The sequence below is a fragment of the Streptomyces sp. B1866 genome, assembly GCF_031932565.1.
Lineage (GTDB): Bacteria > Actinomycetota > Actinomycetes > Streptomycetales > Streptomycetaceae > Streptomyces.
In genome coordinates this window covers 1-12770 of the sequence record NZ_JAVSCF010000188.1, presented here as the reverse complement: position 1 = coordinate 12770, position 12770 = coordinate 1, and the positions used below count along the sequence as shown (strand labels likewise).

Below are 12770 nucleotides of genomic sequence, written 5' to 3'. Positions count from 1 at the left end.
GCCGCGCCGCAGCAGGCGCCCTACCCGGCCCCGGCCCAGCAGCCCGCCGCACCGCAGCCCGCCGGAGGCCAGGCGCCGCCGCCCCCGTACGCGGCTCCGCCGGCCGCCCAGCCGCCCCGGCAGGCGCCCCCGTCGGGCCACGGCGACCGCAGCCCGACGACCTTCCACCACATCGCCGTCGGCCGCGTCATGCGCATCGGCCGCGCCCTGGAGAACGACCTGGTGGTCGCCGACCTCCAGGTCTCGCGCCACCACGCGGAGTTCCGCGCGCTGCCCGACGGCCGCTTCGAGATCGTCGACCTCGGCAGCCACAACGGCACGTACGTCAACGGCCAGCCGGTCCGGCACCAGGCCATCGGCCCCAGCGACATCGTCGGCGTCGGCCACTCCGCCTTCCGGCTCGTCGGCGACCGCCTCGAAGAGTTCGTCGACACCGGCGAGGTGCCCTTCTCGGCCCGCCACCTGACGGTGACGGTCGACGGCGGCAAGCAGATCCTGAAGGACGTCTCCTTCACCGTCCCGGAGAAGTCGCTGGTCGCGGTCATCGGCCCGTCCGGCTCCGGCAAGTCGACGCTGCTGCGCGCGCTCACCGGCTACCGGCCTGCCGACCAGGGCGACGTGCTGTACGACAACCGCAACCTCTACAAGCAGTTCGCCGAACTGCGCCAGCGCATCGGCCTGGTCCCGCAGGACGACATCCTGCACAAGGAGCTGACCGTGCGGCGCGCGCTGCGGTACGCGGCCAAGCTCCGCTTCCCCGGCGACACCGCCGAGGCCGAGCGCGAGGCCCGCATCAACGAGGTGCTGCGCGAGCTGAAGCTGGACATCCACGCCGACAAGCGCGTCACCTCGCTGTCCGGCGGCCAGCGCAAGCGCGTGTCCGTGGCCCTGGAACTGCTCACCAAGCCGTCGCTGATCTTCCTGGACGAGCCCACCTCCGGCCTCGACCCGGGCATGGACCGCGACGTGATGCAGCTGCTGCGCGGCCTCGCCGACGACGGCCGCACCGTGCTGGTGGTCACGCACTCGGTCGCCGAGCTGGCGCTGTGCGACAAGCTGCTGGTGATGGCCCCCGGCGGTTCGGTCGCCTACTTCGGCCCGCCCGAGGAGGCGCTGAACTTCTTCGGCTACGAGACGTGGGCGGACGTCTTCTCGGCGTTCGAGAACTACCGCGACCACGACTGGTCGGGCCGCTGGCGCGGCTCGCAGCACTACCAGCTGTACGCCGCGGACGTGGACGCCGTCGCGCCGCAGCACGTCCGCGTCCAGCGCCCGCCCGCGCGGGTGCACAAGCCGCAGACCTGGGGCTCGCAGCTGTGGACGCTGATCCGCCGCTACCTGTCGGTGATCGCCTCCGACAAGGGCTTCATGGGCCTGATGGTGATCCTGCCCGCCGTCCTGGGCGTGGTCAGCGTCCTGGTCCCCGCCGACTTCGGCCTCCGGCCGGCGCCCCCGGGCCAGTTCAACCAGCAGGCCGGCCCGATCCTGCTGATCCTCGTCGTCGGGATGTGCTTCTCCGGCGCCGCCAACTCCGTCCGCGAGCTGATCAAGGAGCGGGTGATCTACGAACGGGAGCGCGCGGTCGGCCTGTCCCGGTCCGCGTACCTGATGTCGAAGATCATCGTGCTGGGTGTGATCACCGCCGTACAGGGCGTGATCCTCACGGGCATCGGCCTGTCCACGCGCGAGCTGCCGGACGAGGGCGTGATCTTCCCGCCCGCCGCCGAGCTGTGCCTGGCGATCATCGCCATCGGCTTCGCCTCGATGATGGTGGGCCTGGTCATCTCCTCGCTGGTGAAGACCGCGGAGAAGACCATGCCGCTGCTGGTGATGTTCGCCATCGTGCAGGTGGTCTTCACCGGCATCCTGTTCAAGATCTTCGGATCGCCGGGCGTCGAGCAGTTCGCGTGGCTGATGCCCTCCCGCTGGGCGGTCGGCGCGGCGGGCGGCACCGTGGACCTCTCCCGCATCATGGCGCCCTGGGACCGCAAGAAGCCGAACGACCTGGACCAGCTGTGGGACCACAGCGCGGGCCAGTGGACCCTCGACATGTTCGTCCTCATCGCCCTCGGCGTCGCCTGCGGCTTCGTCGTGGCGAAGCTGCTGCGCCGCCACGAGCCGGAGGTCATGCGCGGCAAGTAGACCCGCCTGCCGTCCCGCGCGGGCCTCGCCGGGGGCCCGCGCGGGCGGCCACGCCGAAGGGCGGCGCGCACCTTCGCGCCATAAAGGTGCGCGCCGCCCTTCGGTGTGTCGTTACTAGTACCCGCCCGACGCGCTCAGTAGGCCGAATCGACGTTGTCGATCGTCCCGTAGCGGTGCGCGGCGTAGTTGCACGCGGCGGTGATGTTGGCCACCGGGTCGTAGATGTCCCAGGACGTGCCCGCCACGTGGTACGCCGTGAACGTCGGCGGGATCACCTGGAGCAGGCCCTTGGACGGGACGCCGTTGCGGGCGTTGATGTCCCAGTCGTTGATGGCCCGCACGTCGCCGCGGGACTCCCGCATGACGTTGCGGTGGATGCCCTCGTAGCTGCCCGGGATGCCCTTGGACTTCATGATGTCCAGGGCCTGCCGGATCCAGCCGTCGAGGTTGTCGGCGTACGCCTTCCGGCCGGCCGGCCGGTGCTCGCCGCCGCGGCCCCGCTCACGGTGCGCGTCCCGCCCGCCGTCCTCGGCGGCGCCCTTGCGCGGCGTGCCCTTGCGCGCGGTGTCCTCGCGCCCCGCGCCCTTGCCGGCGGAGTCCGCCCGCGTGGCGTCCCGGTCGGCGGGCCGGCGAGCGTCGCGGTCCTTCGCGGACGCGACGGCCTTGTCCGCGTCGGCCCCGGCGGCCGGGCCCGATTCCGCGGCCTTCCTGGCGGCCGCCTCGTCCCGCGCGTGGTGGGCGACGAGATCGGCCTGCCGCAGGACGTCCTGCGCGTCCTGGCCGGCCGGAGCCGACCGGTTCCACGCGGCGGACTTCGCCGGCAGCTCCTGGCCGTGGTCCGCGGCCTGGGCCTGGCCCGGGATCAGGGCGAACGTCGCCGCCGTGACACCGACCGCGGCCAGGCCGGCCGCGGAGAGCCGGTGGTATCGGGGCAGGCGGGTCAGACGGTTCAGACGGGCGCGGCCGGATCGGCCAGTACGGGCGGTGGCGTGCATGGTGCGGTGGACCTCTTCCAAACGCTGGACTCGCAATCGATCGCGATCGCCGGATCGGCGCGGGGAAGCGCCGTCCTCGTCCTCGATCCACGGCGCCTTGCGACGGGAAAATTCTTAGCGGTCGCAAAAACGGGAGGCAAAGGTGTGACCTACGAAGCCGGGTCGTAGCGCCCGCGCCGAGCCCGCCCACCGGCCGCCGTATCACGCTCGCTCGACGGCGATACGAGCCCACTAATCCCGTTCGTACGTGATCTGCGCCCTATGTTCCGATTCACACCCGGAGCCGGGTGGCCTCGCACACCGTACGCGGACCCACGCGGACCGTAGGCGCCTCCGGGCCGGCCGGTCCTAGGCCGCTGGACCGAGTCCGAAGGCGGCCGCCGGTCCCATCCGCCGGCCGCCGCGCCGCCGGTACGGTGAGGCCATGAGCCACGGACGCGGAAGCGGGCGCGGCGCCGGCCTCGCGGGCGTCAGCAGCGCCCTGCTGGCCATGAGCAGGCACCTGGAGGTGCGCGACGTCCTCAAGACGATCGTCGCCTCCGCCCGCGACCTGCTGGACGCCCGGTACGCGGCCCTCGGGGTGGCCGACGACCACGGCGGCTTCGCCCAGTTCGTCGTGGACGGCGTCAGCGACGAGCAGTGGAAGGCCATCGGCCCGCTGCCCCGCCAGCACGGCGTCCTCGCCGCGATGCTCAAGGAGGCCACCCCGCAGCGGCTCGCCGACGTGCGCGACGACCCGCGCTTCGAGGGCTGGCCCGCCGCCCACCCGGAGCTCGGCGACTTCATCGGCCTGCCCATCGCCGACGGCGACGAGGTGCTCGGCGCCCTCTTCCTCGCCAACAAGAACTGCGCCCGGCCCAGCGGCGGCTGCGGATTCACCGAGGAGGACGAGAAACTGCTCGGCATCCTCGCCCAGCACGCCGCCATCGCCCTCACCAACGCCCGGCTGTACGAGCGCAGCCGCGAGCTGACCATCGCCAGGGAGCGCGCCCGGCTCGCCCACGAGCTGCACGACGCCGTCTCCCAGAAGCTCTTCTCCCTGCGGCTGACCGCCCAGGCCGCCGCCGCCTTCGTGGACCGCGACCCCGGCCGCGCCAAGGGCGAGCTCCAGCAGGTCGCGGCCCTGGCCGCCGAGGCGGCCGACGAACTGCGCGCCGCGGTCGTGGAGCTGCGCCCCGCCGCCCTCGACGAGGACGGCCTCGCCGCCACCCTGCGCACCCAGGTGCAGGTCCTCGACCGCGCCCACAGCGCCCGGGTCACCTTCACCGCCCACGGGGTCAGGGCGCTGCCCGCCGCCCAGGAGGAGGCGCTGCTGCGGGTCGCGCAGGAGGCCCTGCACAACGCGCTGCGCCACGCCGACGCGGGGCGCGTCGACGTCACCCTCGACCGGCACGGGCAGGGCATGCTGCTGCGCGTCGCCGACGACGGCCGCGGCTTCGACCCGTCGGCCGTACGGCGGGCGGGCCGGCACCTGGGCCTGGTGTCCATGCGCGACCGGGCCGGCGCGGTCGGCGGCGCGCTGACCGTGGAGTCGGCTCCCGGCACGGGCACGGTGATCGAGATGGAGGTGCCCGGTGGCTGAGACTCCGGCGCGCGGCGCGCCGCAGGCGTCCCCCCGGCCCGCCGACCCGCCCGCCGAGTGCGCCCGGCGGCCCGCGATCCGCGTGCTGCTGGTCGACGACCACCAGGTGGTACGGCGCGGCCTGCGCACCTTCCTCGAAGTGCAGGACGACATCGAGGTGGTGGGCGAGGCGTCGGACGGCGACGAGGGCATCGCGCGCGCCGAGGAACTGCGGCCCGACGTGGTGCTGATGGACGTGAAAATGCCCGGCACGGACGGCATCCAGGCCCTGCGCAGGCTCCGCGAGCTGGCCAACCCCGCGCGGGTGCTCGTCGTCACCAGCCTCACCGAGCAGCGCACCGTCGTCCCCGCCCTGCGCGCGGGCGCCGCGGGCTACGTCTACAAGGACATCGACCCCGACGCCCTCGCCGGCGCCATCCGGTCCGTACACGCCGGGCACGTGCTGCTCCAGCCCGAGGTGGCGGGCGCGCTGCTGTCGCAGGACGAGACGGGCGGCGGCCCGGGGCGCGGAGCCTCACTCACCGAACGGGAGAGCGAGGTGCTCACCCTGATCGCGGAGGGCCGCTCCAACCGGGAGATCGCCCGCGCCCTGGTCCTGTCGGAGAAGACCGTCAAGACGCACGTGTCGAACATCCTGATGAAGCTGGACCTGGCCGACCGCACCCAGGCCGCGCTGTGGGCGGTGCGCCACGGGATCGGCGCCTGACCCGCTCCGCCGACCGCCCCCACGGGTCCGTACGCCCCGGCCTGGCGGCCCGCGGCCTGGTGCCGCTACCGCCTGCCGTACGTCACGGGCCGCCGTACGCCCCCACCGGCGTACCGGAGGCGACACGGACCCGCGCTCGTCCACCTGCCGGACGCCGCCGGGCAACCGGCATCACGGACCGGTCCACCCCCGGGTGAAAAACGCACCCGGACCCCGCACCCGGACCCGGACCCGGCCCCGCCGTCACTGCCGGTCCCGCTCCCGCTCCTCCACGAACGCGTTGTACGCAGCCACCTGCGCGCGCCGCGCCGTGCGCTCCACCGGCCGCAGCGCCTCGGCCCGCGCGGCCATCTCCGACGCGCTCACCGCCGCACCGTGCTCCCGCCCCGCCGCGTCCGACGCGTGGGCGATGCCCACCAGCGCGGCCACCCGCTGCGCCAGCTCCAGGACCCGCAGGGCGCGCGGCGGGTAGCCCGGTGCCAGCACCTCGCGGCCGCGCTCGGCCCGCGCCCGGTACGCCTCCAGGGCCGCCTGGGTGACCGGGCCCGCCCCCGCCACGTCGAGCCGGGACAGCACCTCCGTGGCCTCCCGCAGGGCCTCCGCCAGCTCCCGCTCCGCCTCGCCCAGCGACGGCACGTCGGCGGGCGGCGCCTCCCGCACCGGAAGGCAGTGCCACACCAGCTCGCCCTCCAGGCCCTCCTCGGGCACCAGGCCCAGCGCCACACCCGCCGCGACGACCGCCTCGCCCGCCTCCAGCGCCCGCGCGTTGAACTCGGGCGGGCCGCTCAGGCCCAGCGGATGCCCCGCTATGGGCAGCGCCGCGCGCAGCCCCCGCGCGCCCAGCGATCTCAGCCGGCCGAGCGCCAGCGTGAGCCCGACCTGGCCGGTCTCGCCGGGCAGTCCGGCGACCCGGTGCGGCGAGTCGCCGCCGGTGATGCGGTCGGCGGCCTCGTCCGGGGAGACCAGTCCGGCAAGGAGGGCGTTCCCCCACGCGGTGAGCCGCCCTGAGCGTGGTTCATCGAGCATGGAACCAGCCTAAGGACTGGTACCGACAATCGTGGCGTAGGTTTTCCCTGCGGGCCGTGCCCACCGGGGCACGCCTCATACGATGACGCAAGGGGAGACAGCGCGCTCATGAGCGATGTTCTGGAGCTGGTGGACGTATCCGTGGTCCGCGACGGTCGGGCTCTGGTGGACGGCGTCTCATGGTCGATCAAGGAGGGCGAGCGCTGGGTGATCCTCGGCCCGAACGGCGCCGGGAAGACCACGCTGCTCAACGTCGCCTCCAGCTACCTCTTCCCGACCGCCGGAACCGTCCGCATCCTGGGCGAGCGGCTCGGCCGCGTCGACGTCTTCGAGCTGCGCCCGCGCATCGGCATGGCGGGCATCGCCATGGCCGACAAGATGCCCCGCCGCCAGACCGTCCTGGAGACGGTGCTCACCGCCGCGTACGGCATGACCGCGCACTGGCGGGAGAGCTACGAGTCGGTCGACGAGGACCGCGCCCGCGCCTTCCTGGACCGCCTCGGCATGACCGACCACCTCGGCCGCACGTTCGGCACCCTCTCCGAGGGCGAGCGCAAACGCACGCTCATCGCGCGCGCCATGATGAGCGACCCCGAGCTGCTCCTGCTCGACGAGCCCGCCGCCGGGCTCGACCTCGGCGGCCGCGAGGACCTGGTGCGCCGCCTCGGCCGCCTGGCCCGCGACCCGTACGCCCCCTCGATGATCATGGTGACCCACCACGTCGAGGAGATCCCGCCCGGCTTCACCCACGTCCTGATGATCCGTCAGGGGCAGGTGCTCGCTGCGGGCCCGGTCGAGACCGAGCTGTCGGCGCGCAACCTGTCGCGCTGCTTCGGACTCCCGCTCATCGTCGAGCGCACCGGCGACCGCTGGACCGCGCAGGGCCTGCCCCTGAAGTGACGCGCGTGACACACCGTACGGCGGACCGCGCCGCGCGCCGCGGTTCTTGATCCGCGCTCTGTCCCAATGTGGACGGGGGCAACTACCATGACCCCGTGGACGCGTGGGTGTGGTGGCTGGTCGCCGCCGTAGGGCTGGGAATTCCCCTCGTGCTGACCGCGATGCCCGAGTTCGGGATGCTCGCGGTCGGCGCCGTGGCGGGCGCCGTCACCGACGCCCTCGGCGGGGGGCTCGTGCTCCAGGTGGTGGCCTTCAGCATCGTCTCGGTGGCGCTGATCTCCGTCGTACGGGTCGTTGCGGCCCGCAACAACCGCCACCGGCCCGGGCTCGTGAGCGGCGTCGACGCGCTCAAGGGCCGTCAGGCCGTGGTGCTGGAGCGGGTCGACGGCGGGGGCGGCGGCAGGATCAAGCTCGCGGGCGAGGTGTGGTCGGCGCGCTCGCTGGACTCCGACCAGGTGTACGAGCCGGGCCAGCAGGTCGACGTCGTGGAGATCGACGGTGCCACGGCCGTCGTCATGTGAGCCGCCGGCCTGGGGGCGCGGCGCACCGGCCTCAGCCGGGTGCGCGGCCAGGCTGCGCGGCGCACCGGTGATCTGAAAGACTCTCAACCGAGAAAGAGCCGATCATCCTGATCAGCCGGAAGTATGAAGGGCACGGGGAGCCGCTGTGGCAGCGATCATCATCGTCCTGATCATCCTGGTGGTGCTCGTGTTCATCGCACTCATCAAGACGATCCAGGTCATCCCCCAGGCGAGCGCCGCCATCGTGGAGCGCTTCGGCCGCTACACACGAACCCTCAACGCGGGCCTCAACATCGTCGTCCCGTTCATCGACACGATCCGCAACCGGGTCGACCTGCGGGAGCAGGTCGTGCCCTTCCCGCCCCAGCCGGTGATCACCCAGGACAACCTGGTCGTGAACATCGACACCGTCATCTACTACCAGGTCACCGACGCCCGGGCAGCCACCTACGAGGTCGCCAGCTATATCCAGGCGATCGAGCAGCTCACCGTCACCACCCTGCGCAACATCATCGGCGGCATGGACCTGGAGCGCACGCTGACCTCCCGCGAGGAGATCAACGCGGCACTGCGCGGCGTGCTGGACGAGGCCACCGGCAAGTGGGGCATCCGCGTCAACCGCGTCGAGCTGAAGGCCATCGAGCCGCCCACCTCCATCCAGGACTCGATGGAGAAGCAGATGCGCGCCGACCGTGACAAGCGGGCGGCGATCCTCCAGGCCGAGGGTGTGCGGCAGTCCGAGATCCTGCGCGCCGAGGGTGAGAAGCAGTCCTCCATCCTGCGCGCCGAGGGTGAGGCCAAGGCCGCCGCGCTGCGCGCCGAGGGCGAGGCGCAGGCGATCCGGACGGTCTTCGAGTCCATCCACGCCGGAGACCCCGACCAGAAGCTGCTGTCCTACCAGTACCTCCAGATGCTTCCGAAGATCGCCGAGGGCGACGCGAACAAGCTCTGGATCGTGCCCAGCGAGATCGGCGACGCGCTCAAGGGACTCGGCGGCGCCATCGGCAACTTCGGCCCGCTCAGCGGCGGCACGCCGAACAACGGCGGCGCGGCGGCGGGCGGCAAGGAGCCCCCGCGCCGCGAGCAGCCCCGGATCGACTGACCGCGGATCGACCGACTGCCACCGCGCGACCCCGCCCCCGGCCGCCGCTCCCACGAGCGGCGGCCGGGGGCGTCCCGTTCCGGCGGAGCGGCCCGCCAGGGACACCGGTCACGCCGCCGGGACCCGGCCGGGCCGCGCGCTACGCGGACCGCGCCAGCCAGTCCGGCAGACCCGCGCCCGCCGCCGCCCCCAGCCCGAGCACCAGCGCGTCCGCCGGCGTCGGCTCGAACGGCGCGCGCAGCAGCCGCATGCCCGCCTCCTCCGGAGTGCGGTTCGCCTTGCGGCGGTTGTCCTCCGCGCACGACGCCACCGTGTTCAGCCACGTGTCCCCGCCGCCCCGCGACCGCGGCACCACGTGGTCCACGGTCGTCGCCCGCCGCCCGCAGTACGCGCAGGCGTGCCGGTCCCGTACGAGCACGCCGCGCCGCGACCACGGAGCCCGTCTTCGGAACGGCACGCGCACGTACCGGCACAGCCGGATCACCCGGGGCAGGGGCAGGTCGACGGCGGCCGCACGGACCCGCAGCGCGGGGTGGGCCTGCTCCACCACGGCCTTGTCCTGAAGGACCAGCACCACCGCCCGCCGCAGCGACACGGCCGCCAGCGGCTCGAAGCTCGCGTTCAGCACCAGCGTCTCGCGCACGTCGCCCACCTCCCCGCACCCGGCACCCCAGCCCGCCATCCGGTGGCGGACTGGGATCAACTGTGACCGGCGGCACGGGCTGGGACAACGCAATTAACGCCGCTCCCGGGCCCGGCTCAGCCCTGCGCGGGCGTCTCGTACTCGCCGATGACGTGGGCGCGCGCCAGGGTGTGGAAGCGCAGGTTGAAGCCGACGACCGCCGGCGTCGCGTCCGCGTCCGGGCCCAGCTTCCCGGTGTCCACCGCGTAGACGGTGAACACGTAGCGGTGGGGCCCGTCCCCGGGCGGCGGGGCGGCGCCGCCGAAGTCGCGCGAACCGTAGTCGTTGCGCACGTGCACCGCCCCCTCGGGCAGCCCCTCGAACGCGCCGCCGCCCGCACCGGCCGGCAGCTCGGTGACCGTCGCCGGGATGTCGAACAGCACCCAGTGCCAGAACCCGCTGCCCGTCGGCGCGTCCGGGTCGTAGCAGGTGACGGCGAAACTCCGCGTCTCCTCCGGGAAGCCCTCCCAGCGCAGGTGCGGTGAGGTGTTCCCCTCGGCGTACACCTGGTCGGCCTTGAGCGTGCCGCCCTCCGGCACGTCGTCGCTCACCACGGTGAACGACGGCACCGGCGGGTGGAAGTCGTGGGGCAGGGGACGCCGCTTCTGCTCGGACACGTTGTCAAACCTCCTGCTGCTCGCTTGGGTCGCATGCGCGGCCAGCCTAACGAGATCACCGCACGGCCTGACACGATGGCGCCATGACCGCGAACCCCCCGTCGCAGTCCCCGCCCGGACCCCACCGCCACACCGCGGACCTGCACCTCACCGGCGTGTCGGACAAGGCGGGCCTGCTGGCCGCCTGCGCCCGCGACCTCCAGCTGCCGGACTGGTTCGGCCGCAACTGGGACGCCCTGGCCGACTGCCTCACCGACCTGTCCTGGTGGGGCCGCCCGGGGAGCTACCTGCTGCGCGTACGGGGATGGGAGGAGTTCCGTACGGCCGCGCCCGAGGCCGCCGCGACCGCGGCGGGAATCTTCGCCGAGGCCGAGGCGTACTGGGGCGGAAGCGACACGCCGATGACGGTGCGCTACGACCCCGAGACCCCCGACGGCGCCGAAGACCCGGACGGTCCGCAGGGCCCGTACGACCCGGACGGCGCGCCCGGGGACGCGTGAGACGGGGGTGCGTCCCGGACCGGCCGGTCCGGGACGCACCCCCGCGCGACGCCGTCCGCCGCACCCCGGCGGCGCGGCCGCCTCAGAACCAGTTGCGCTTGCCGCCCACCTCGGCCAGCCAGTGGTTCAGGTACGCGGTCCAGTCGGTGTTCTGGAAGTCGTGCAGGCCGACGGTGAACGACCGGAAGGAGTCGCTGCCCTCGGTGAACAGGCCCGGCTTCTTGTCCATCTCCAGGACGACGTCCATCGCCCGGTCGTCCGCGACGAACGACAGCTCGACCTGGTTGAGCCCGCTGTACTGCTGCGGCGCGTAGAACTCGATCTCCTGGTAGAAGGGCAGCCGCTGGCGCGTGCCGCGGATGTGCCCGCGCTCCAGGTCCGCGCCCTTGAACCGGAAGCCCAGCGTGCCGAACGCGTCGAGGATCGCCTGCTGGGCGGGCAGCGGGTGCACGTTGACCGGGTCCAGGTCGCCGGAGTCCACGGCGCGCGCGATCTGCAACTCCGTCGTCACCCCCACGTTCATCCCGGTCAGGTGCCGGCCCAGGAACGTGGTGACCGGCGTCTCCCACGGGACCTCCAGGCCGAACCGCACCGCGTGCACCGCGCCCGGCTGCACCTGGAACGCGCCACCGATCTGCTGCCGGACGAACTCGACGTCCTGCTTGTACTCCTGGTCGCCGCCCTCCACCTCGACCCGCGCCTGAAGGCCGACCGACAGCCCCTCGACGTCCTGCGCGACCGAACCGCCCTGGATCCGCACCTCGCCCTGTACGACACCGCCCGGGGCCACGTTCGCCTCGGTCAGCACCGTCTCCACCGAAGCGCCACCGGCACCCAAACTCGCGAGCAGCTTCTTGAAGCCCATGTTCTCCCTCTCACCGGACGCGCCTGCGCCGTGCTCGATCGCCGTCGGACCGGGGAACCCTACAAGTCCTCCGGGCCCCGCGGACCCCGTGCACCGTAGGACCACGGGACCGCGGCGGGCGGTTCCCCACCGCGGTCCCGTCCAGCCTGGCACCGGACGGCTGGTCCGCGCCGCACCCACGGCGAGCACAATTCCGTGCTCCACCCGTTGCACTACGCTCGGAGCGCGTGACTTCCGAGCCCGCCCCCACGCCGCTGGACCGCGCCTTCTTCGACCGCCCCGTACTCGCCGTCGCCCCGGACCTGCTGGGCCGCGTCCTGGTACGCGCCACCCCGCGCGGGCCGATAGCCGTGCGCCTCACCGAAGTGGAGGCGTACGCGGGCGAGGCCGACCCCGGATCGCACGCCTACCGGGGCCGCACCGACCGCAACGCGGTGATGTTCGGCCCCCCGGGACACGCCTACGTGTACTTCACCTACGGCATGTGGCACTGCCTCAACCTGGTGTGCGGCCCCGAGGGCACCGCGAGCGGTGTGCTGCTGCGCGCCGGGGAGATCGTCTCCGGCCTGGACCGGGCCCGTGAACGGCGCCCGAAGGCCCGCAACGACCGCGAGCTGGCCCGCGGCCCGGCCCGGCTGGCCACGGCCCTCGGCGTCGACCGCCGGCTCAACGGCACGGACGTGTGCGGGGGACCGGAGTCCGCGATGTGGATACTCGCCGGGGAGCCCGTCGTGCCCGAGCGGGTGCTGACCGGCCCGCGCACGGGCGTGGCCGGTGAGGGTGCGACGCACCCCTGGCGCTACTGGGTCGAGGGCGACCCGACGGTCAGCCCCTACCGCGCCCACGTGCCGCGCCGCCGCGGGCCGACACACCGTCAGGCCGAACTTGACTCTCGACGGCGCGGCGCCTAACGTTGCCCAAGCCGCTGGAGAGAGCAGCAGTGCGAGCACGGCCTCGGGCCGCTCCACCGCAGCCTCGGGCGGCGGGCCACCACCTCTGAAGAACTTCCCTCCACGGGGTCTCCGTTTCGGTATGCCCGGAATGCTGGCCCCGAATCCTGATCGGGATCACTGATTAGGACTCGGACGGAAAATCGGCTAATGTAGTGGTCACACCGAAGGGAAGCGCCCGG

Annotated in this window: 13 protein-coding genes; 8 read left to right on the top strand and 5 right to left on the bottom strand. The window is 73.3% G+C overall.

Annotation, left to right across the window (positions count from 1 at the left end):
- A partial coding sequence (locus RKE29_RS21710; RefSeq protein WP_312007206.1) for an ATP-binding cassette domain-containing protein occupies positions 1 to 2142 on the top strand: 2142 nt, incomplete at its 5' end.
- Between the two features lie 134 nt (positions 2143 to 2276).
- On the opposite strand, the gene RKE29_RS21705 is transcribed toward RKE29_RS21710, so the two are convergent.
- Complete coding sequence (locus RKE29_RS21705) at positions 2277 to 3137, bottom strand: transglycosylase SLT domain-containing protein (RefSeq protein WP_312007208.1); 861 nt, start codon at positions 3135 to 3137, stop codon at positions 2277 to 2279.
- Between the two features lie 424 nt (positions 3138 to 3561).
- On the opposite strand from RKE29_RS21705, the gene RKE29_RS21700 reads away from it, so the two are divergent.
- Positions 3562 to 4719 (top strand): GAF domain-containing sensor histidine kinase, encoded by a 1158-nt coding sequence (locus RKE29_RS21700; protein WP_312007205.1) that lies wholly within the window; start codon positions 3562 to 3564, stop codon positions 4717 to 4719.
- 76 nt (positions 4720 to 4795) lie between these two features.
- Positions 4796 to 5425: a response regulator transcription factor gene (locus RKE29_RS21695; protein ID WP_312007207.1), complete on the top strand. Its 630-nt coding sequence runs from the start codon at positions 4796 to 4798 to the stop codon at positions 5423 to 5425.
- Between the two features lie 243 nt (positions 5426 to 5668).
- Here RKE29_RS21695 and RKE29_RS21690 read toward each other — a convergent pair whose 3' ends face one another.
- A complete protein-coding gene (locus RKE29_RS21690; protein WP_312007204.1) occupies positions 5669 to 6451 on the bottom strand; it encodes a hypothetical protein in 783 nt (260 codons plus the stop codon).
- Positions 6452 to 6559: 108 nt separating this feature from the next.
- Here RKE29_RS21690 and RKE29_RS21685 point away from each other — a divergent pair, with 108 nt between their 5' ends.
- From RKE29_RS21685 to RKE29_RS21675, 3 genes are all read left to right on the top strand, one after another.
- Complete coding sequence (locus RKE29_RS21685; protein ID WP_312007203.1) at positions 6560 to 7351, top strand: ABC transporter ATP-binding protein; 792 nt, start codon at positions 6560 to 6562, stop codon at positions 7349 to 7351.
- Positions 7352 to 7446: 95 nt separating this feature from the next.
- A complete protein-coding gene (locus RKE29_RS21680) occupies positions 7447 to 7872 on the top strand; it encodes an NfeD family protein (RefSeq protein ID WP_312007202.1) in 426 nt (141 codons plus the stop codon).
- A gap of 145 nt (positions 7873 to 8017) precedes the next feature.
- Positions 8018 to 8974, top strand: coding sequence for an SPFH domain-containing protein (locus tag RKE29_RS21675; protein ID WP_312007201.1), 957 nt, complete (start codon positions 8018 to 8020; stop codon positions 8972 to 8974).
- 139 nt (positions 8975 to 9113) lie between these two features.
- Here the strand turns inward: RKE29_RS21675 and RKE29_RS21670 are convergent, their stop codons facing one another.
- Positions 9114 to 9617 carry an HNH endonuclease gene (locus RKE29_RS21670; RefSeq protein ID WP_312007200.1) on the bottom strand — a complete coding sequence of 168 codons (504 nt, stop codon included), beginning with the start codon at positions 9615 to 9617 and terminating at the stop codon, positions 9114 to 9116.
- 116 nt (positions 9618 to 9733) lie between these two features.
- Entirely contained in the window at positions 9734 to 10273 is a 540-nt protein-coding gene (locus tag RKE29_RS21665; RefSeq protein WP_312007199.1) for a YbhB/YbcL family Raf kinase inhibitor-like protein, read from the bottom strand.
- Between the two features lie 83 nt (positions 10274 to 10356).
- On the opposite strand from RKE29_RS21665, the gene RKE29_RS21660 reads away from it, so the two are divergent.
- On the top strand, positions 10357 to 10773 hold the full coding sequence (locus tag RKE29_RS21660; protein ID WP_312007198.1) for a barstar family protein: 417 nt from the start codon (positions 10357 to 10359) through the stop codon (positions 10771 to 10773).
- Positions 10774 to 10855: 82 nt separating this feature from the next.
- Here the strand turns inward: RKE29_RS21660 and RKE29_RS21655 are convergent, their stop codons facing one another.
- Entirely contained in the window at positions 10856 to 11638 is a 783-nt protein-coding gene (locus tag RKE29_RS21655) for a sporulation protein (RefSeq protein WP_312007197.1), read from the bottom strand.
- A 227-nt stretch (positions 11639 to 11865) separates the two neighbouring features.
- On the opposite strand from RKE29_RS21655, the gene RKE29_RS21650 reads away from it, so the two are divergent.
- Complete coding sequence (locus RKE29_RS21650) at positions 11866 to 12549, top strand: DNA-3-methyladenine glycosylase (protein ID WP_312007196.1); 684 nt, start codon at positions 11866 to 11868, stop codon at positions 12547 to 12549.
- Positions 12550 to 12770 lie beyond the last annotated feature (221 nt).

Excerpts from the sequence above, each read along its gene's own strand:
- RKE29_RS21705 (WP_312007208.1), bottom strand. The coding sequence starts at position 3,137 with ATGCACGCCACCGCCCGTACTGGCCGATCCGGCCGCGCCCGTCTGAAC.
- RKE29_RS21700 (WP_312007205.1), top strand. The coding sequence starts at position 3,562 with ATGAGCCACGGACGCGGAAGCGGGCGCGGCGCCGGCCTCGCGGGCGTC.
- RKE29_RS21690 (WP_312007204.1), bottom strand. The coding sequence starts at position 6,451 with ATGCTCGATGAACCACGCTCAGGGCGGCTCACCGCGTGGGGGAACGCC.
- RKE29_RS21685 (WP_312007203.1), top strand. The coding sequence starts at position 6,560 with ATGAGCGATGTTCTGGAGCTGGTGGACGTATCCGTGGTCCGCGACGGT.
- RKE29_RS21660 (WP_312007198.1), top strand. The coding sequence starts at position 10,357 with ATGACCGCGAACCCCCCGTCGCAGTCCCCGCCCGGACCCCACCGCCAC.
- RKE29_RS21655 (WP_312007197.1), bottom strand. The coding sequence starts at position 11,638 with ATGGGCTTCAAGAAGCTGCTCGCGAGTTTGGGTGCCGGTGGCGCTTCG.